Annotated in this window: 13 protein-coding genes, 1 pseudogene and 1 riboswitch; of the genes and pseudogenes, 2 read left to right on the forward strand and 12 right to left on the reverse strand. The window is 47.2% G+C overall.

Going from position 1 to position 21,347, the window contains the following annotated elements:
- Nucleotides 1–114: 114 nt before the first annotated feature.
- The 11 genes and pseudogenes from ACTNEN_RS09205 to yajC all read right to left on the reverse strand — a co-directional run.
- Complete coding sequence (locus ACTNEN_RS09205) at nt 115–1,713, reverse strand: hypothetical protein (RefSeq protein WP_441206009.1); 1,599 nt, start codon at nt 1,711–1,713, stop codon at nt 115–117.
- A gap of 163 nt (nt 1,714–1,876) precedes the next feature.
- Nucleotides 1,877–3,070: an elongation factor Tu gene (gene tuf, locus ACTNEN_RS09210; protein ID WP_441206010.1), complete on the reverse strand. Its 1,194-nt coding sequence runs from the start codon at nt 3,068–3,070 to the stop codon at nt 1,877–1,879.
- 224 nt (nt 3,071–3,294) lie between these two features.
- On the reverse strand, nt 3,295–5,418 hold the full coding sequence (gene fusA / locus ACTNEN_RS09215; RefSeq protein ID WP_441206011.1) for an elongation factor G: 2,124 nt from the start codon (nt 5,416–5,418) through the stop codon (nt 3,295–3,297).
- Nucleotides 5,419–5,433: 15 nt separating this feature from the next.
- Nucleotides 5,434–5,904 (reverse strand): 30S ribosomal protein S7, encoded by a 471-nt coding sequence (rpsG, locus tag ACTNEN_RS09220; protein WP_441206012.1) that lies wholly within the window; start codon nt 5,902–5,904, stop codon nt 5,434–5,436.
- 231 nt (nt 5,905–6,135) lie between these two features.
- The gene (rpsL, locus tag ACTNEN_RS09225) at nt 6,136–6,555 is read right to left on the reverse strand and encodes a 30S ribosomal protein S12 (protein ID WP_441206014.1); all 420 of its coding nucleotides are present in this window, start codon (nt 6,553–6,555) and stop codon (nt 6,136–6,138) included.
- 137 nt (nt 6,556–6,692) lie between these two features.
- On the reverse strand, nt 6,693–10,373 hold the full coding sequence (rpoC, locus tag ACTNEN_RS09230) for a DNA-directed RNA polymerase subunit beta' (RefSeq protein WP_441206016.1): 3,681 nt from the start codon (nt 10,371–10,373) through the stop codon (nt 6,693–6,695).
- Between the two features lie 14 nt (nt 10,374–10,387).
- Nucleotides 10,388–14,380, reverse strand: coding sequence for a DNA-directed RNA polymerase subunit beta (gene rpoB, locus ACTNEN_RS09235; RefSeq protein ID WP_441206017.1), 3,993 nt, complete (start codon nt 14,378–14,380; stop codon nt 10,388–10,390).
- A gap of 395 nt (nt 14,381–14,775) precedes the next feature.
- Nucleotides 14,776–15,264, reverse strand: a complete 489-nt coding sequence (locus ACTNEN_RS09240) for a hypothetical protein (protein ID WP_441206019.1) — start codon at nt 15,262–15,264, stop codon at nt 14,776–14,778.
- A gap of 44 nt (nt 15,265–15,308) precedes the next feature.
- Nucleotides 15,309–15,725 carry a DUF1934 domain-containing protein gene (locus ACTNEN_RS09245; RefSeq protein ID WP_441206020.1) on the reverse strand — a complete coding sequence of 139 codons (417 nt, stop codon included), beginning with the start codon at nt 15,723–15,725 and terminating at the stop codon, nt 15,309–15,311.
- Between the two features lie 45 nt (nt 15,726–15,770).
- The gene (locus ACTNEN_RS09250; protein ID WP_441206021.1) at nt 15,771–16,850 is read right to left on the reverse strand and encodes a D-alanine--D-alanine ligase family protein; all 1,080 of its coding nucleotides are present in this window, start codon (nt 16,848–16,850) and stop codon (nt 15,771–15,773) included.
- Between the two features lie 359 nt (nt 16,851–17,209).
- A pseudogene (gene yajC / locus ACTNEN_RS09255) lies at nt 17,210–17,473 on the reverse strand (preprotein translocase subunit YajC); the annotation flags it as partial.
- Between the two features lie 160 nt (nt 17,474–17,633).
- Between yajC and ACTNEN_RS09260 the strand changes: the two are divergent.
- Both ACTNEN_RS09260 and thiC read left to right on the forward strand, forming a co-directional pair.
- Complete coding sequence (locus ACTNEN_RS09260; RefSeq protein WP_441206023.1) at nt 17,634–18,932, forward strand: M18 family aminopeptidase; 1,299 nt, start codon at nt 17,634–17,636, stop codon at nt 18,930–18,932.
- 145 nt (nt 18,933–19,077) lie between these two features.
- A riboswitch (TPP riboswitch) is annotated at nt 19,078–19,176 on the forward strand.
- Between the two features lie 168 nt (nt 19,177–19,344).
- The gene (gene thiC, locus ACTNEN_RS09265; protein WP_441206024.1) at nt 19,345–20,658 is read left to right on the forward strand and encodes a phosphomethylpyrimidine synthase ThiC; all 1,314 of its coding nucleotides are present in this window, start codon (nt 19,345–19,347) and stop codon (nt 20,656–20,658) included.
- 195 nt (nt 20,659–20,853) lie between these two features.
- Here thiC and ACTNEN_RS09270 read toward each other — a convergent pair whose 3' ends face one another.
- Nucleotides 20,854–21,321 (reverse strand): YbaK/EbsC family protein, encoded by a 468-nt coding sequence (locus tag ACTNEN_RS09270; protein WP_441206025.1) that lies wholly within the window; start codon nt 21,319–21,321, stop codon nt 20,854–20,856.
- Nucleotides 21,322–21,347 lie beyond the last annotated feature (26 nt).

Below are 21,347 nucleotides of genomic sequence, written 5' to 3' on the forward strand. Positions count from 1 at the left end.
TCAAAGTAAAACGATGATACAGTCACTATTGATTTTTCCGGTAGTGACCTCACGGAAGAGACTTACTGTCAAGTTTCAATGACGCAAATACGATCGGTAATTTTTCAGTCTACCTCATTTAAGTGCAGCATTTAATTCACGGACTGCATCCCTGCAGGAAGCAGGCGAACCATCGATATGGTATACTTCACCCTCCGTCACCAAATTATAAACCTTTACGTTATCTACATAAATCTTTCCGCTTTCAGAGGTAAAGCGTATAGAATCTGGATGACCGTCTACTTCATAGGAAATCGTATCTTTCTGCTCTGATGCAGCAAAGCTGCGGCTCTCCCCTTGATCAAGTATAACTCTCACTCTTCCGGAAGCTCCAACACTTCCAAGCGTAAACGAGATCGTAGTTTTTGTCCCATTCTGGGTTCCATTGCTGTCTGCTAATCCGCTATAAATAGAAGCACCTTTATTAAGAATCGCCACATGGCTTCCTTCGATCACTCCTACAGAAGCCCCTTGCTCAAAGCTCCATCCCTTCTCGCCCATCGCAAACTGTGGATTATACAACTTATTGTTGGCATAATCCCTGTAGGTCCATAGTCCATAACCGTTGCCATATTCCTTCAAAATTGCAGAAGAACGCTTTATAAAAGAAGCCTTGTCACTTTCCCGGATTTTTGCATTCGCTTCAAATCCTGGTGTATTATCTGTAAAAAGCATTTGCTCCAGATAAACCTTTTTACCGCCTGCATCATGAATCGTCTTTAAAGCAGTTTTAAGAGAGTTCAATGCCTGATCTGAAGTCAGGGTTCCTCCTCCGGTAAACATTGTCGGGCTCCACATCGCTGAAGCATAAGAGGCATCTGCCGCACCAAAGGTACTGTAATGGCTTACATACGTTTGTGATCCATTGGTACCATAAATCCGGTCACCATCCATACGTACTTCAAAGGACAGATCCGGAAAATATTGCTGACTCTCTGTAAGCAGCTGCATTAAAAAGCTGTCATACCACTCAAAAAATACTTTACGCGCAGGGCTTGCCGATGAGGGAAAATAGATCTTGGTTTCTGTGAGCCCCTGATCTCGATACAGCTCCTTGAGTTCATCCAATGTATAATGGCTTAAAGCATACTCTGTATACCCTGTAAGCTTTGCTATGCGAATGCTTCCTTCCGTTTTGCCATACCCTGCCGCTGTTGTCGTAAACGTCCAGAAATCCTCCCAGGTGGTAAATCCTCCGGCAAAATTATCATGAGTAGAAGCCTTATCATAGACCTTTTTGAGATATGCAAACCACTGATTCCGCATCTGCTCATTCTGTACAAGCTTGGTCACTCTGGTTGTAGCACTTTCCCCTGGTGCATAATCCCAGGTATATCCCATTCTGAGTGCTACAGAAAGCCCGTGTCTTGCAGCTGCATTCATAACCTGATCCAGCTTATCTAAGGCATATTGGTTATAGGATCCGGATTCCTTCTGGAATTCCCTCCATGGTATAACAAGTATGATATTGTTAAATCCATCCTCAGCGATCTGCTGAAGCTCCGCATCCATATGATCAGACTCTGTATTCCAGAAATTCACAATCCATTCGTCTGAGTAGTAGGTTGCTGACTTCAGATATTGCTCATTTGGTTTTGCAAATCCCGTAGTAAATAGAAAAGCAGCGACAGAAATTGCTGCAAGAGTAAAATAAGAACGAGTCAAAAGTTTCATAAAGCGCCTAACATAGCATATTTCTTAAAACATCTGCCTTACATTGTTCAATTTGAAGGCACTCTGTAATCATAACTATTAAAATATCGTCCGTCAACTGCGGATAAATTTAAAAAGAGCAGCCTGCATTTGCAGACTGCTCTTGTAAAGTCAGATTATGAAATTACTCAAGAATCTTTACAACTCTTCCGGAGCCAACGGTTCTACCACCCTCACGGATAGCGAAGCGAAGACCCTCTTCCATAGCTACCGGGTGGATAAGATCAACTTCCATCTCAGTGTTATCGCCAGGCATGCACATCTCAGTGCCCTCTGGGAGCTCGCAAACGCCAGTTACATCAGTTGTTCTGAAGTAGAACTGCGGACGATAGTTAGTAAAGAAAGGAGTATGACGACCACCCTCATCCTTTGTAAGGACGTAAACCTGAGCGGTAAACTTCTTATGGCACTTTACAGTACCCGGCTTGCAGACAACCTGTCCTCTCTCGATCTGATCACGGTTGATACCACGAAGAAGCAGACCAACGTTATCACCAGCCATAGCCTCATCAAGAGTCTTACGGAACATCTCCATACCGGTTACAACGGACTTCTCAGTCTCCTCGGAAATACCAACGATCTCAACTTCATCGTTAAGCTTAAGAACACCACGCTCTACACGGCCGGTAGCTACAGTACCACGACCGGTAATGGTGAAGATATCCTCAACAGGCATAAGGAAAGGCTTCTCATCATCACGAACAGGCTCAGGAATGTAGGAATCTACAGCATCCATAAGCTCCATGATCTTATCGCCCCACTCAGACTTCGGATCCTCAAGAGCCTTAAGAGCAGAACCACGGATTACAGGAATCTCATCGCCCGGGAAGTCATACTCATTAAGAAGATCTCTAACTTCCATCTCAACCAGCTCAAGAAGCTCAGGATCATCAACCATATCGCACTTGTTAAGGAATACAACGATAGCTGGAACACCTACCTGACGAGCAAGAAGGATATGCTCTCTGGTCTGTGCCATAACACCATCAGTTGCAGCTACTACAAGGATAGCACCATCCATCTGTGCAGCACCAGTGATCATGTTCTTTACATAGTCAGCGTGGCCCGGGCAGTCAACGTGTGCATAGTGTCTCTTAGCAGTCTCATACTCAACGTGAGCGGAGTTAATGGTGATTCCTCTTTCTCTCTCCTCCGGTGCCTTATCAATCTGATCGAAAGGAACCGCATTCTCAAGTCCAAGACGATCTGCAAGTACAGCAGTAATAGCAGCTGTAAGAGTAGTCTTGCCGTGGTCAACGTGACCAATGGTACCAATGTTTACATGTGGCTTCGTTCTTTCGAAATGTGCCTTTGCCATTTTTAAATCCCTCCTGGAAAAAATGTAATACAACGAAATTCATGTCAAGCACTCACGCATGCATTGGCATGCTCCGTGCAGTACATTAGCACTGAATAAACTCAGACTCTCACCTTAGCCAATTCAGTAATCATAATTTTAGCATTTGTTGTATTTTTTATCAAGTATATTTTATAGCCCGCACCGCTTTGATACGGGCTATAACAGCATTTAGAAGAAATAAATTACTTCTTTCCGTTAATTTCAGCCAACACCTTGTCCTGAACGTTCTTCGGGCACTTCTCATAGTGATCAAAGAACATGGAGTAGTTTGCACGACCCTGTGTCTTGGAACGAAGGTCGGTAGCATATCCAAACATCTCAGCAAGCGGAACAAAACCATTAATCTGCTTTCCGGATGGGATATCTTCCATACTCTCGATTCTTCCACGACGTGAGTTTACATCGCCGATAACATTACCCATGTACTCCTCAGGAGTAGTAATCTCAACCTTCATGATCGGCTCAAGAAGCACAGGATTTGACTTCTGCATTGCTGCCTTAAATGCCATAGATCCTGCGAACTCAAATGCACGCTCATTAGAGTCGACTTCATGGTAAGAACCATCATAAACATTGGCATGTACACCCAGAACAGGGAATCCTGCAAGCACACCACTGTTGGCTGCCTCTCTGATACCCTTTTCAATTGCCGGAATGTACTCCTTCGGGATGGAACCACCAACAACGGTAGACTCAAACTTAAAGGTCTCCTCACCGTTCGGATCCATCGGCTCAAACTTAACCTTACAATGTCCGTACATACCAGAACCACCGGACTGGTGAACGTACTTTCCTTCTACATCTGCAGGCTTGGTGAAGGTTTCCTTATAAGCAACCTCAGGTGCACCTACATTTGCTTCTACCTTGAACTCACGGAGAAGTCTGTCAACAATGATTTCCAGGTGCAGCTCACCCATACCGGAAATGATTGTCTGACCGGTTTCCTCATTTGTTCTTACGCGGAAGGTCGGATCCTCCTCGGCAAGCTTAGCCAGTGCATCTGTCATCTTGCCCTGAGAAGCCTTGGTCTTAGGCTCGATAGCGACAGAAATAACAGGCTCCGGGAACTCCATAGACTCAAGAATGATCGGATGCTCTTCATCACAGATCGTATCACCGGTTGTAGTATTTTTAAAACCTACAGCAGCAGCGATATCACCGGAAAATACCTCATCCAGCTCCATTCTCTTATTAGCATGCATCTGAAGCAGACGGCCGACTCTTTCCTTCTTATCCTTTGTGGAATTAAGGACGTAAGAACCATTTCTGCAGACACCAGAATATACTCTGAAGTATGCAAGCTTACCTACAAACGGATCCGTCATAATCTTAAATGCAAGTGCTGCAAACGGTGCATTATCGGAAGAAGGACGAGTCTCAGGATTGCCCTCGAGATCAGTACCCTCGACATCAGGGATATCGGTTGGTGCCGGCAGATACTCAATAACAGCATCCAGAAGCTTCTGTACGCCCTTATTTCTGTAAGCGGTACCGCAAAGACATGGAATTGCATCTCCTGCAATAGTTGCCTTACGAAGTACCTTCTTCATATCCTCGATAGAAGGCTCCTCGCCATCCAGATACTGCATCATAAGATCATCATCAAGCTCGCAGATCTGCTCAACCATCTTGGAGTGATACTCCTCAGCCTGGTCCTTAAGCTCATCTGGAACATCCTTGATTTCGATCTTCTCACCCTTATCATCAAGATAATAATAAGCTCTCATCTCAAAAAGGTCTACGAGTCCAACATAGGTGTCCTCACGACCGATCGGGATCTGAACCATGATACAGTTCTTACCAAGACGATCAACGATTGTCTGTACAGAATGGAAGAAGTCTGCACCAACTACATCCATCTTGTTGATGAATGCAAGACGAGGAACATGGTAGGTATCAGCCTGACGCCATACATTCTCAGACTGAGGCTCTACACCGCTCTTGGCATCAAATACACCGACAGCGCCATCAAGTACTCTCAGTGAACGCTCAACCTCTACCGTAAAGTCAACGTGGCCCGGAGTATCGATAATATTGATACGATACTCAGGAGCACCGGCAATTTTTACATGCTCGTGCTCCGGAGTCCAGTGACAGGTGGTAGCGGCTGAAGTAATGGTGATACCTCTCTCCTGCTCCTGGGCCATCCAGTCCATGGTAGCAGTACCATCATGAGTCTCACCGATCTTGTGGTTTACACCAGTGTAGAAAAGGATACGCTCTGTAAGAGTGGTCTTACCTGCATCGATGTGCGCCATAATACCAATATTTCTTGTATGCTCAAGTGAATACTGTCTCTCAGCCAATGTCGTTCCTCCTTATCAGAATCTGTAATGAGCAAATGCCTTATTAGCTTCTGCCATTCTGTGCATTTCCTCTTTACGCTTTACTGCCGCACCAGTATTGTTGGCAGCATCCATAATTTCATTAGCAAGTCTCTCAGCCTGTGTCTTCTCGGATCTCTTTCTGGAGAACTCGGTAAGCCATCTGAGAGCAAGTGTCTGACGTCTCTCAGGCTTAACCTCCATAGGGACCTGATAAGTTGCACCGCCGACACGCTTTGCCTTAACTTCAAGAACAGGCATGATATTGTTCATTGCCTCTTCAAATACCTCGGTAGCTTCTTTGCCGGTCTTAGCAGCGACCTGTTCAAAAGCTCCGTATACGATTTTCTGAGCAACACCCTTTTTACCATCAAGCATGATGGAATTAACGAGCTTTGTTACAACCTTGGAGCTGTAAACCGGGTCTGCCAGAACGTCTCTGTGTACAGTATGTCCTTTACGTGGCACGTTACTTCCCTCCTTAAATATTTAATTTAGATCTCAGGTACTCTTCGCAACCTGAACCGATATTCTGCATTCGCATCCGACTCTGCGGAATTTACAGAGAATGCCGCCAGTTCCGTTTTGCGAGTTCATGCGGACTGCTCTGGACACACCATCTTTATATAGTGGACCAAATTATCCGTCATAACCATGTCTAAAATTGCTTCGTTACTAACTTTTTGAGCCTTGCCAGAATTACTTCTTAGCCTTAGGTCTCTTGGCGCCGTACTTGGAACGGGCCTGCATTCTGTTGGCTACGCCAGCGGTATCAAGTGTGCCGCGGATGATATGGTAACGAGTACCAGGAAGATCCTTAACACGTCCGCCTCTGATCATAACAACAGAGTGCTCCTGAAGGTTGTGGCCTTCTCCCGGGATGTATGATGTTACTTCGATACCATTGGAAAGTCTTACTCTGGCAATCTTACGAAGTGCGGAGTTCGGCTTCTTAGGTGTAGCTGTCTTTACAGCTGTACATACACCACGCTTCTGCGGAGCATTGTTAGTCGTCGCTTTCTTCTGTAAGGAGTTAAATCCTCTCTGAAGTGCAGGTGCTGTTGACTTCTTCTTAATTGAAGTTCTGCCCTTTCTAACGAGCTGGTTAAATGTAGGCATTTTGGTCTCCTTTCATTAATATTGATTTTCCTCTAAAGTTTCCTCTTTATTTATATAGTAGAAAAACAAATGAGGGCGCGCATTTTACGCACGCCCTCATATGATACTTCAACGGTATTTCATTGTCAATAATGAAATTAAAGTTCGTTGTTCTTTTCTCTCATCAGATAGTCCAGCTGTGCATTATCTTCAACCGCCTGTGCATTGATATCAAACGCTTCGTCTGCCGTAAATATCTGATCACTTACATCATTAAGATCCTTTGGATCCGTAGACAGCTTTACATTTCTATAACGCTTCATACCGGTTCCTGCAGGAATCAGCTTACCAATGATAACATTTTCCTTGAGTCCGACAAGATGATCAACCTTACCATTGATTGCCGCCTCGGTAAGAACCTTGGTGGTCTCCTGGAAGGATGCGGCTGACATAAAGGAATCCGTTGCAAGAGATGCCTTGGTAATACCAAGAAGTGTTCTCTTACCTTCTGCCGGCTTTTTGCCTTCCTTAATCAGTCTCTCATTTTCATCCTCAAACTCAAGTCGGTCTACGCTGGTACCCGGGATAAAGTCAGAATCGCCTGCTTCCTCGATACGTTCCTTTTTCATCATCTGATGAACGATCATCTCGATATGCTTATCCTGAATTTCTACGCCCTGGAGTCTGTACACTCTCTGAACCTCAGAAATCAGGTAGTTCTGTACAGCAACCTCACCCTTGATCTTTAACAGATCATGCGGATTGATGGAGCCCTCGGTCAAAACATCACCAACCTCAAGCACATCGCCATCCAGGACCTTAAGTCTTGAGCCGTAAGGAATCAGATAAGTCTTGGACACACCTCTATCCGGATCCGTAACCACAACCTCTCTCTTTTTCTTGGTATCCTTGATTTCAATAACACCAGGAATTTCTGTGAGGATGGCAAGTCCCTTAGGTCTCCGCGCCTCAAAAAGCTCTTCAACTCTAGGAAGACCTTGTGTGATATCGCCACCGGCAACACCACCGGTATGGAACGTTCTCATGGTCAGCTGTGTACCAGGCTCACCAATCGACTGTGCCGCAATGGTACCAACTGCTTCACCGACCTGCACCGGCTGACCAGTTGCAAGGTTGGAACCGTAGCATTTAGCGCAGATACCGCTTCTGGATCTGCAGGACAGTACCGAACGGATCTTAATGGTCTTTCTGCCCATCTTGTTGAGCGCCTTTATGACTTCAGGAGCTCTCTTAGCGGTAACCATATGATCTGCCTTGATGACAATCTTGCCGGTTTCCGGATCCTCGATGGTCTCGGCAACGAAACGTCCGGTGATTCTCTCCTCCAGAGACTCGATCTTTTCCTGTCCATCAGACAGCTCTCCGATCTCGATATACGGGATCGTGTCTCTGTCCGCGGCGCAGTCAAGCTCACGGATAATGAGATCCTGTGTAACATCAACCATTCGTCTTGTAAGGTATCCGGAGTCAGCCGTACGAAGCGCTGTATCCGACAGACCCTTACGTGCACCATGTGCGGAAATGAAGTACTCCAGTACGTCAAGACCCTCACGGAAGTTGGACTTAATCGGCAGCTCAAGGGTACGTCCCTGTGTATCCGCCATAAGTCCACGCATACCTGCAAGCTGCTTGATCTGCTTATCCGAACCACGGGCACCGGAATCCGCCATCATAAAGATGTTGTTATACTTGTCCAGTCCAGTGAGCAGGTCATGGGTCAGCTGATCATCGGTCTTTCTCCAGGTCTCAACAACCTCCTTATATCTCTCCTCGTCCGTAATCAGACCACGTCTGTAGTTACGTGCGATCTTATCTACGGTCTTCTGTGCCTCATCCAAAAGTCCCTGCTTGGTTGCCGGCACGGTCATATCGGAAATGGATACCGTCATGGCTGCGATCGTAGAGTACTTATAACCGGTAGCCTTGATGTCATCCAGAGTCAGCGCAGTCTGCGTTGCACCGTGGGTATCCATAACCTTTTCCAGAATCTGCTTCAGATTCTTTTTCTTTACCAGGAAGTTGATCTCCGGAAGCAGCTCGTTGCCGGGGATGCTTCTGTCTACGAAGCCAAGATCCTGCGGAATAATCTCATTAAAGATCAGACGTCCCGGAGTTGTATCAATGAGTCCGGAAATTGTTCTGCTTGTACCATCCGGATCCGTAATCTGTCTTGACACACGGCACTTGATCTTGGAATGCAGTGTTACATATTTGTTTTCATAAGCAAGGATTGCCTCCGCAATGCTGTGGAAGACCATACCCTCGCCCTTCTCACCATCACGCTCCTGGGTGATATAGTACACACCAAGTACCATATCCTGAGAAGGAACGGCAACAACACCACCGTCAGATGGCTTCAGCAGGTTGTTAGGAGAAAGCAGCATAAATCTGCACTCTGCCTGTGCCTCCTGCGTCAGTGGAAGGTGAATAGCCATCTGGTCTCCATCGAAATCCGCGTTAAACGCAGCACATACCAGTGGATGCAGCTTGATCGCCTTACCCTCAACCAGGATCGGCTCAAACGCCTGGATACCAAGTCTGTGCAGCGTGGGGGCACGGTTCAGCATAACCGGGTGCTCTTTAATAACATCCTCGAGGATGTCCCATACCTGCGGATCCAGCCGCTCAACCATCTTTTTTGCATTCTTAATATTGTGTGCCTTATTGGACTGCACAAGCTCCTTCATAACAAAAGGCTTAAACAGCTCAATTGCCATTTCCTTAGGCACACCACACTGGTAAATCTTAAGCTCCGGTCCTACGACAATAACAGAACGTCCGGAGTAGTCAACACGCTTACCAAGAAGGTTCTGACGGAAACGTCCCTGTTTTCCCTTCAGCATGTCAGACAGAGACTTCAGTGCTCTGTTACCAGGTCCGGTTACCGGACGACCGCGACGACCGTTATCAATCAGCGCATCAACCGCTTCCTGCAGCATTCGCTTCTCATTCCGGACAATGATTTCCGGAGCACCCAGCTCGAGAAGTCTTGCCAGACGATTGTTACGATTGATAATTCTACGATAAAGATCATTCAGGTCAGAGGTTGCAAAACGTCCGCCATCCAGCTGTACCATAGGACGGAGATCTGGCGGGATAACCGGAAGTTCTGTAAGGATCATCCATTCCGGCTTGTTACCGGAGGAACGAAAAGCCTCCACAACCTCCAATCTCTTTACGATTCTTGCTCTCTTCTGTCCTGAGGAGTTGTTTAAATCCTTGCGGAGCTCTGCATATTCCTTTTCCAGATCGATTGCCTTGAGGAGCTCAAGGACCGCCTCTGCACCCATACCTGCACGGAATGTACCATAGCCGTACTGCTCCACAGCATCACGATACTCTTTTTCCGAGAGGACCTGCTTGTAGCTGAGCCCGGTTTCTCCGGCATCCAGTACGATGTAGGAAGCGAAATAAAGCACTCTCTCCAGGATCCTCGGGCTGATGTCCAGGATCAGCCCCATCCGGGACGGGATTCCCTTGAAGTACCAGATGTGAGATACCGGAGCCGCAAGATGAATGTGTCCCATTCTCTCACGACGCACGGAGGACTTTGTGACCTCAACGCCGCAGCGATCACAGATCACGCCCTTATAGCGGATCTTCTTATACTTGCCGCAGTGACACTCCCAGTCCTTGACCGGTCCGAAAATACGTTCACAGAAAAGACCATCTTTCTCCGGCTTAAGAGTTCTGTAGTTGATTGTCTCAGGCTTCTTTACCTCACCGTGGGACCACTCAAGAATCTTTTCCGGGGAGGCCAGTCCGATTTTAATCGAATCGAACTGAACCGGCTCATTAGCATTGTCAAGTTGTGCCATGTATTCCTCCTATTTTAGTTGTTGTCATCGTCGAAATCATCAGACTTCGGCACGGTATCTTCATCACTAAACAGATCATCGGAATCCGAAGTGTAATCATCATCTGTGAAATCATCATCACCCGAAGCAAGATCAGCAGCCAGCGCCTTGGCAAGTGCATCATCATCCACCTCGCTGTCATCAGCTTCCTTGTCTTTGGACTCCTCCTGAGAGTCTACAAGCTCGCCGTTTTTAAACTCCTGCTCCGTGTATCCGTAATTGCCATAGTTCTCATGCTGATCATAACGGTTGTCTCCGCCGGAAAGCAGACGGTGCATATCCTGATTTGCATCATAGAGATCCTCGGTGATTTCGATTTCCTTACCATCCTCATCCAGTACCTGCATATCAAGGCAGAGTGCCTGCATTTCCTTAAGCAGTACCTTAAAGGATTCCGGTACGCCAGGGGTCGGGATGTTCTGACCCTTAATGATTGCCTCATAGGTCTTGACACGTCCTGCAACATCATCCGACTTCATCGTCAGAATTTCCTGCAGTGTGTACGCAGCGCCGTAAGCTTCCAGCGCCCAAACCTCCATCTCTCCAAATCTCTGACCACCGAACTGTGCCTTACCACCCAGTGGCTGCTGTGTAACCAGAGAGTACGGACCTGTGGAACGTGCATGGATCTTATCATCTACCAGATGATGAAGCTTGAGATAATGCATGAAGCCGATGGATGTCGGACCATCAAACTTATCGCCGGTACGTCCGTCACGCAGCTGTACCTTACCATTGGTAGCGATCGGAACGCCCTTCCACTCCTCTCTATGATCCAGGTGATCTCCAAGATACTGGTATACCTCAGGATCCAGCTCATCCTTATGCAGAGCAGAGAACTCCTCCCAGGACTTGTTGGCATAATCGTTTGCAAGAATCAGCGTCTGGCTGATATCGTCCTCGGTTGCGCCATTAAAGATCGGTGTGGAAACATCAATGCCGAGTACTCTTGCAGCAAGAGAGAGATGCAGCTCCAGGACCTGTCCGATATTCATACGGGAAGGTACGCCCAGCGGATTCAGCACAATATCCAGTGGACGACCGTTCGGCAGATACGGAAGATCCTCAACCGGCAGTACACGTGAGCATACACCCTTGTTACCATGACGACCGGCCATCTTATCGCCTACACCGATCTTTCTCTTCTGCGCAATGTAGATTCTTACAGACTCGGAAACTCCGGGAGCCAGCTCATCCGAGTTTTCTCTTGTGAATACCTTTGCATCCACAACCACGCCATAAGCGCCATGCGGCACCTTGAGCGAGGTATCACGCACTTCGCGCGCCTTTTCACCAAAGATTGCGCGCAGCAGCCTCTCCTCTGCTGTAAGCTCGGTTTCTCCCTTAGGCGTTACCTTACCCACCAGGATATCGCCCGCACGAACCTCGGCACCGATCCGGATAATACCACGCTCATCCAGATTCTTAAGCGCATCATCGCCAACACCCGGCACATCCGAAGTGATCTCCTCCGGTCCAAGCTTAGTGTCGCGGGCTTCGCATTCATACTCCTCAATATGCACAGAGGTATAAACGTCGTTCTGCACCAGCTTCTCGGAAAGCAGAACCGCATCCTCGTAGTTATAACCTTCCCAGGTCATAAATCCGATCAACGGATTCTTTCCAAGTGCAATTTCACCCTGACAGGTGGAAGGACCATCAGCGATAACATCACCCTTCTTCACATGATCACCGGCAAAGACAATCGGCTTCTGATTATAGCAGTTGGACTGGTTGGAGCGCATGAACTTTGTGAGTCTGTACTCATCCAGTCCACCATCTCTATCTCTCCGGACAGTAATCCGGTTAGACGCGGAAATCTCAACCACGCCATCCTCTCTTGCAATCTGGCACACACCGGAGTCTACAGCTGCCTTGGCTGAAATACCGGTATCCACAACTGCTCTCTCGGTTGTCATAAGCGGCACTGCCTGACGCTGCATGTTGGAGCCCATCAGCGCGCGGTTCGCGTCATCGTTCTGCAGGAACGGAATCATGGATGTTGCGACAGAAAAAACCATCTTAGGCGATACATCCATCATATCCACCGCAGTCTTGGGGAACTCTGTGGTCTGCTCTCTATAACGACCGGACACATTATTGTTAATGAAATAGCCCTGCTCATCCAGCTGCGTATTAGCCTGTGCCACAACATAGTTATCCTCTTCATCCGCAGCCAGATAAACGACCTCATCTGTAACGCGCGGGTTCTTAGGATCGCTCTTATCCACAATACGGTACGGTGCCTCAATGAAGCCATACGGATTGATACGGGCATAGGAAGCCAGTGAGTTAATAAGACCAATGTTAGGTCCCTCAGGTGTCTCGATCGGGCACATACGTCCATAGTGTGTATAATGAACGTCTCTGACCTCAAATCCTGCACGGTCTCTGGAAAGTCCGCCAGGTCCGAGGGCTGACAGTCTTCTCTTATGTGTAAGCTCTGACAGCGGGTTATTCTGATCCATGAACTGTGACAGCTGGGAGGATCCAAAGAACTCCTTAACGGAAGCAGTTACCGGCTTAATATTAATGAGAGACTGCGGAGTGATCTCCTCAATATCCTGTGTGGACATTCTCTCACGTACCACTCTCTCCATACGGGAAAGACCGATTCTGTACTGGTTCTGCAGAAGCTCACCAACCGCACGGATCCTACGGTTTCCTAGGTGATCGATATCATCCTTGCTTCCGATTTCCTCTTCCAGATGCATGCAGTAGTTAATAGAAGCAAAAATGTCTTCCTTTGTGATGTGCTTCGGAATCAGCTCATGAATATTTTTATGGATCGCTTCCTTAAGAGCTTCCTTATCACTTCCATCTACTTCATCCAGGATACCACGCAGTACCGGATAGTATACAAGCTCGGTAATGCCCATCTGCTCCAGCTCTTCCTCGGTAAAATCCGGGAGCCACTTGGATGCATCCACTTCAAGTGAAGACAATACCTTTTCCTTACGGGTCGGTCCATCAATCCAGACAAACGGTACAGCCGCATCCTGAATCTCTACTGCCTTGGCAAGGTCAATGGTTTCACCGCTTTCCGCAATAATTTCACCGGTTGCAGGATCTACTACATCCTCAGCAAGCGCATGTCCCTTGATTCTGTTTTTAAAATGCAGCTTCTTGTTAAACTTATATCTGCCGACCTTTGCAAGATCATATCTTCTCGGATCAAAAAACATCGCAGAGAGCAGTGACTGTGCGGAATCCACAGAAAGCGGCTCACCCGGACGGATCTTTTTATAAAGCTCAAGCAGACCACCCTCATAGTCCTCGGACGGATCCTTTTCAAAGGAAGCAAGAAGCTTCGGCTCCTCACCAAAAAGATCAATAATCTCCGCATTGGAGCTCACACCAAGTGCACGGATAAATACCGTCACCGGAACCTTACGAGTTCTATCGACACGTACAAAAAAGACATCGTTAGAGTCTGTCTCGTACTCAATCCAGGCACCACGGTTTGGGATTACGGTGCAGGAATAGAGCTCCTTACCAACCTTATCATGGTCGATGCCATAATATATACCGGGGGAACGAACGAGCTGAGATACGATAACTCTCTCTGCGCCGTTGATTACAAAGGAACCCGTGTCTGTCATCAGCGGCAGATCTCCCATAAAGATCTCATGCTCGTTGATTTCGTCCTTATCCTTGTTAATCAGACGAACCTTTACTCTGAGAGGTGCCGCATACGTAGCATCGCGTTCCTTGCACTCCTCAATTGTATATTTTTTCTCATCTTCGCAGAGCTTGTAATCCACAAACTCCAGACTCAGATGACCGGCAAAATCCTGAATCGGAGAGATATCATCAAAAGCTTCCTTAAGGCCGTCCGTAAGGAACCACTTGTAGGAGTCTTTCTGAATCTCGATCAGGTTTGGCATCTGGAGAACTTCTTTGCTCTGAGAGAATGTCATTCTGACGTTTTTGCCGTTTCTAACGACACGCATCTTGCTTTTTTTCATTGACCGTTCACCCCTGCTAATCTGGACAGTTGCTGGCTGTCCGTTTAGTTAGGACTCACAAAATGCTTGTTAAGATCCTTAGGAAGCGGTATAATAACTACCGTTCTAAGCGCCTTCCCGCAGCATCCCATGAATCAGTACTTTTGTTACACGGCTCATTCCAAATGTGTGAATGTGTCTTCCAAAAAAAGGGCGCACTTAGCCCACGTTTCCAGAATAAGCAAATTTCATACTATCACGGCAACGCATTTACGTCAACCGGTATTCAATAAAAAAATGGTTTCAGGAATTTTCCCGAAGCCATTTTTTATGTTTTTATTTAGAACTAGTATTCAATTTGGAGCTTTTATAAATTTGGAGCCTTGACTTAACGCATATTATTTTGTGATAAATGCTTATTTCTTATTGCCCTTAACAATATCTTTAGCTCTGTCCATGATGCCCTTTTTCTTTTCCGGAGCCTTGGGCAGTCCTCCGCGTGCCGATTTGATCGAGCGGATGTAAAGACCGGAGATGGATACCTTGCACTCTTTTTTTACCGGAATCTGTGCAAAAACCGTCGGGTCACAAAGAAGTGTAAACATCCTAGGTCCGATTTTGGCTTTGACCACCGGAAGCTTCTGCCATTTCAGATAAAACGGCGTCTGCGTCTCTACCTCTTTAGGTACACCGGCAGCGATCGCCTCTTTTAATTTCATCATTTTCTTGTCAATTACAAGGATGCTGGCATCCTGTGTATTGGCATCAATGATCGGCTGCTGTGCCTTCTGCTGTGCAGTAAGCTTTTTACCGTAAAAATAAAGCGCCACGAGCACAATCGCCAGAATAATCAGAATGACAATAAGTACAGTAGATACGGTACCCCAGTTAATCGCAAGTAACATTGATAAATCCTCAACTTTCCTTTATACACAATAGTGTTATTGTACTATTGCGCCGGTGAAATTGCAATCCTTAGTTGGCAGTCTGCGACCGGATTTCCAAACTGTGTAAGCCTGTACAAGAGCTTGATTTCCATCCTGTCCGCTCCTCCTTCAAGATCCTCACGGATCACCACATCCCGGGTGTCAAATCCCAGCTCCATAGAGCCCACCGGAGTTTCATATTCCACGATATGATGTACATTCCGCTCATATCTAAGAAGTCTCTCTCTGTCCCGATTACGGATAATCAAAACACTTTCTGTATCCGGATGAATTTCCAGCTCATGATGAACACCGTCCATGGTATAACTGACCTTGGTTCCTTCCGAAGTTTTACGTAAAATCCCAAAGGCCTGATGCTGAAGCACCTCTGTCTCTCCGTCCACGGTTTCCCGGGTCTCCATTGATATGTTAACCTTCAAGGGGCAATGCATCCTTTCATTTTAAAAGCTATTGCAGTCAGGCTTTCAGGCTTCATATCCCGGTCTCCGGTATGCCGTATCAATCAAGTCCTGGATCAACGTTTTTTTATCAATGCCACGTGCTTCCCACAGCATCGGATACATGGAAATCGCTGTGAAGCCGGGAAGTGTATTTAGTTCATTAAAGACCGGTCCCTGCTCTGTCAGGAAGAAATCAATTCTGGAAAGGCTATAGCCATCGACTGCCTGAAAAACTGTTTTAGCAGCCAGACGGATAAGCTCCAGACTTTCCGGCGCCATGTCCGGATTGGTATCCGTCTCGGATGCCGGATTATTATACTTTGCATCATAATCATAGAAATCTGCTGCCGCTTTGATCTCTCCAACGCCGGATGCCTTGATCTCGCCGTCCGCACCGCGGAAAACCGCGCACTCCACCTCACGTCCGACGATGGTTTCCTCAATCAGGATCTTACGATCCACCTGAAATGCATTGCGGATACCCGCGATCAGCTCTTCGCGGTTATGCGCCTTGGATACGCCGCAGCTGGAGCCTGCATTGGATGGCTTGATAAATACCGGATAAGACAGGGCTTTTTCTACCTTTGCAACATTTCCCTCCATGTTACGGATTTCGTTGCCAACGATAGATACATATTTTGCCTGGCGGACACCAATCCGCTTCAACGGCTCCTCTACAATAATTTTAGTATAAAGCTTATCCATGGAAATCGCAGAGGCCAGCACACCACAGCCCACATACGGAATATGTGCCATCTCAAAAAGTCCCTGAATGGTTCCGTCCTCACCGTTTTTCCCGTGCAGCGCCGGGAAAATCACATCCACATGCCGATATGTTTTGCTTCCATCCGGACCTTCAATAAGCAGTGACTTAAGTCCTGCATCCGGAAGAAGTATTGCCTTTGTTACAGACTGATACCAGCTGTTGTCTGTAATTGACTTAACAGAATCCACAAGCAGCCATCTGCCATCCTTTGTAATGCCAACAAGAACCACATCATACTTGTCCGGATCAATATGATTGACAATATTTACAACTGATTTGCAGGAAACCTCATGTTCCGTTGAACGACCGCCAAATACGGCAAGAAGGGTCTGTTTCATATAATCCTTGCTCCTTATAATACTGCTATCTTATACTCATACTTATGAGTTTACTCACCAGATTAGAAAATTTTCATGATGAATATTTCTTTAATCCCGGCGTCTATCATACGCTTTTTCATTCATTTCGTCAAAAACTCTCATTTGGAAATCCAGGATTTCCGTGAAGCAGAAGGTCCCGCCGGTTTTCCGACGGGACCTTCTTAATATGGCACATAGCAAAATAGAGTCATATATCGTAATAACTATTGTTATATTTCGACAGCATTTAATACTTATTTATTGTCAGCCTTTTTGTCCTCTGCCTTAGCTGTCGGCTTGGTATTTGCCTTTGCCGCTGACTGATTTGCCTGTGTAGTCGGCTTCTCCACCTGTACAATGGCAGCCTTCTGCATCGGAATACGGCAGTTCTTGTTATTTCCAAACTCTACAATGACGGTATCCTCTGTCATATCAATGATCACGCCGTAAAATCCGGAGCTGGTAAGCACGGTATCTCCAACTGCAATGGAATTAAGAAGCTCCTGCTGCTTCTTTTTTTCTTTCTGTGACGGTCTGATGCCAATGAAATAAAACATCGCAACAATGGCAACCAGGTAGATAATCCAACCGACTGTAGACATTAAAAATTCCTCCTGAAATATCGCATTTGATTCATACATGTAGAAAAAAGTTTAGCATAATTCACAGTAAAACTCAAGAAGCAATGCTTGTATCAGAAACATAAATCCGCTAAAATAAAAGCATTGTAGGCATCTTAATTATGAAAGGATTCACAGATCTATGATTAATGATACAACAGAACGACTCATGCATACCCTGCGCGCCTGCGTTTCTCCCTATCACGCAGTGCAGGAGGCCGAGCGGCAGCTCGCTGAGGCAGGATTTGAGGAGCTGAGCCTTACCAAGCGCTGGACACTGGAGGAGGGCAACGGTTATTACGTTCCCGTGTTTGACTCCTCACTGGTTGCATTCACCATCGGTATGGATCTCGAGCATCCGAGCCTCCGCATGGAAGCCGCACATACGGACTGGCCCTGCCTTAAGCTTAAGCCAAATCCGGAGGTGAAATTTCAAAAATACGGCAAACTTAATGTCGAGGTCTACGGTGGTCCAATCCTCTCTACCTGGCTGGACCGCCCGCTCGGACTTGCCGGCAAGGTCTGTGTCCGTGGTGAGAATGCATTTGCGCCGGATGTCCGTTTTATCGATGTTGACCGGGCAGTCGCCACAGTACCAAATCTTGCCATCCATATGAACCGCGAGATAAACAACGGATACGCCTTTAACGCGCAGGTGGACATGCTCCCGCTTGCAGAGATGCTCAGGGATACCCTGGAAAATGACAACTTCCTGATCAATTTCCTTGCTGATGAACTGAACGTAGATGCAGGTGATATCCTGGATTATGAGCTCTATCTCTACAATCTGGATCAGCCGATGTGTGCAGGGCTCAAAGAGGAGCTGCTTAGTTCTCCCCGCATTGACAATATTACATCTGTCCAGGCATGCCTTACGGGCATCATCGAGAGCTATGAAAATCTCAGGGATAATTCTGTTAATGTAATTACGCTTTATGATAATGAGGAGGTCGGATCCCGCACCAAGCAGGGCGCGCAGTCCTCGATCACGGACAGGATCCTGGAAAAGCTCTTTACCGCTCTTGGATACGGCCGTTCCGAGTATCTGGATATCATGATGGATGGATTCCTGGTTTCCATGGACGTTGCCCATGCGATTCATCCGAATCACCCGGAAAAGTGCGACATCAAAAATCAGATTTGTCTCAATGACGGTCTTGCCATCAAAATGGCCGCGAGCCAGAGCTATGCAACTGACGCAAGCTGTGTAAGCGTGATTGAGGCTTTATGCCGGGACAATGACATTCGCTACAGGAAATTCTCCAATAATTCCTCGATCCGCGGCGGAAGCACCCTGGGTGCGCTGTCGAGCGCCCTTTTATCCATGCGGACGGTAGACATCGGTGTGCCGATTCTTGCAATGCACTCTGCACGTGAGCTGATGGGTGTGGACGATCAGGAGGCTCTGGAGTTGCTCGCAGAGAAATTTTTTACAGCATAAGCTGCCCTGTCTGATTTCACTTGCTGTTTTTGCTGCTTGTTGATTTTACCTGCCGATTCTACTTAGCACTTAGCAAATGTTATCTGCTGCTTCCGCTTTACTGTTGCATCAGATAAGATCTGTGCTATACTAAAACGTGCAAATACATATTGACAATGGGAGCCGGAAGGCTGAGAGGTGCTGCGCACGACCATAGGAACCTGATCTGGATGATACCAGCGGAGGGATGTCAGAACACGTATCGTAAGGAATTAAGAAGTCTGTGTCGCTGGCATGGACTTCTTTTTTTGTACATCCTTAGTCTTTCAGAACATGACGTAATGCGTAAGCCCCGGCAAGAAGCATTCGACCCCTGATCGCAGCCTGATGGGAGCACCACTTCAGGCGTTGTCCGAAAGGAGCAGAAGGTACTATGGAAAGAAACTATCATACACAGATGGAAGCCGCACGGATGGGGATGATAACTCCGGAGATGGAAAAGGTTGCAGAAAAAGAGCATTATCCGGTAGAAAAAATCAAGGCATGGCTTGCAGAAGGGCAGATGGTGATTCCTGCCAATCGTCTGCACGCATCTCTTGACCCAAATGGTGTCGGACGGATGCTGCGGACAAAGATTAATGTGAATCTCGGAGTGAGCCGGGACTGTAAGGACTATGATATCGAGATGCAGAAGGTCCTGAGTGCAGTAAACATGGGCGCAGAAGCGATCATGGATCTCTCAAGCCATGGCAACACCGAGCCATTCCGTAAGAAGCTGACTTCCGAGTGTCCGGCAATGATCGGTACCGTGCCTGTGTATGATGCAGTCATTCACTACCAGAGAGATCTTGCAACGCTAACAGCCAGGGATTTCATCGACGTAGTGCGTCTGCATGCGGAAAATGGTGTGGACTTTGTCACACTGCACTGTGGTATCAATAAAAAGACCATTTCCGATATCAAGTCCGGAAAGCGCAAAATGAATATCGTTTCCCGTGGCGGTTCATTGGTTTTTGCCTGGATGTCCATGACCGGAGAGGAAAATCCGTTCTATGAGTATTTTGATGAAATCCTGGAGATCTGCAGAGAATACGATGTCACCATCTCTCTGGGTGACGCCTGCCGGCCCGGCTGTCTTGCAGATGCCACAGATGGTGTACAGATCGGAGAGCTGCTCCGTCTTGGTGAGCTCACAAAGCGTGCCTGGGCAAAGGATGTACAGGTCATGATCGAGGGTCCTGGCCATGTACCTATGGATCAGATTGCCGCCAATATGAAGCTGGAGGAAACCATCTGCCAGGGCGCGCCATTTTATGTACTTGGACCTCTGGTAACCGACATTGCGCCCGGATATGATCATATCACTGCTGCCATTGGCGGCGCAATTGCTGCCATGAATGGCGCTTCCTTCCTCTGCTATGTCACGCCAGCCGAGCATCTTGCGCTTCCTAACCTTGAGGATGTGCGTCAAGGTATTGTCGCTTCCAAGATTGCCGCTCACGCCGCGGATATTGCAAAGGGTCTGCCAGGCGCAAGAGACCAGGATGATCGCATGGCAGATGCCCGCCGTAAGCTTGACTGGGAGGAGCAGTGGAAATATGCCCTGGATCCGGAAACAGCCAAAAAGATCCGGGATTCCAGACTTCCCGAGGATGATCACAGCGATACCTGCTCCATGTGCGGAAAATTCTGCGCTGTCCGTTCTATGAATAAAGCGCTTGCCGGCGAAATGATCGACATTCTATAAAGACGATAACAAGTTCTTTACGACAGCGCGTCTTGCCATATGTAAAGTACAAAGTGTAAATATGTGAATGCAAAAAGTACCCGAGGGATCGGTCCCGGCAGCTTCTTTATATGCCGCCGGGGCTTAGATTCTCAGGTACTTTTTCTTAGTACTTTTTGGTACTTCTTGTATAAATCATTATGGTCCGGTGAACTCTTACGATGCTTTGCAGACGTCCACCCAGGTAAAGGAAGGCACCGCCTGCTCCAGCTCCGGGATGGTGAGCTTTACTCCGCTGTGATCGTCTCCCGCAGCAGGATACACCACCTCATGCTTTTTTAAGCTTGCATCCAGATAAACCTTGACATGATCCTTGATGCCAAACGGACAGACACCACCCGGCGCATGTCCGATTCGCTCTTCCACTTCCTCACGTGGAATCATTTTAGCCTTAGTATGGAAGGCTTCTTTATATTTATGGTTATCAATCCTTGCATCCCCATCGGTTAAAATCAGGATTGCCTCATCCCCGATCAAAAAAGATAAGGTCTTGGCGATTGCTGCCGGTTCCGTACCTAATGCCTCTGCCGCAAGCTCTACCGTTGCCGTAGAGGCCTCCGGCACAATGATATGAGAGTCCAGACCCTTGGATTTAAGATACGCTTCCGCCTTAGCATATGACATAATTTCTTTCCTCCTGTTTTCTCTCC

The sequence above is a fragment of the Oribacterium sp. HCP28S3_H8 genome (genome assembly GCF_052064775.1).
GTDB lineage: Bacteria > Bacillota > Clostridia > Lachnospirales > Lachnospiraceae > Oribacterium.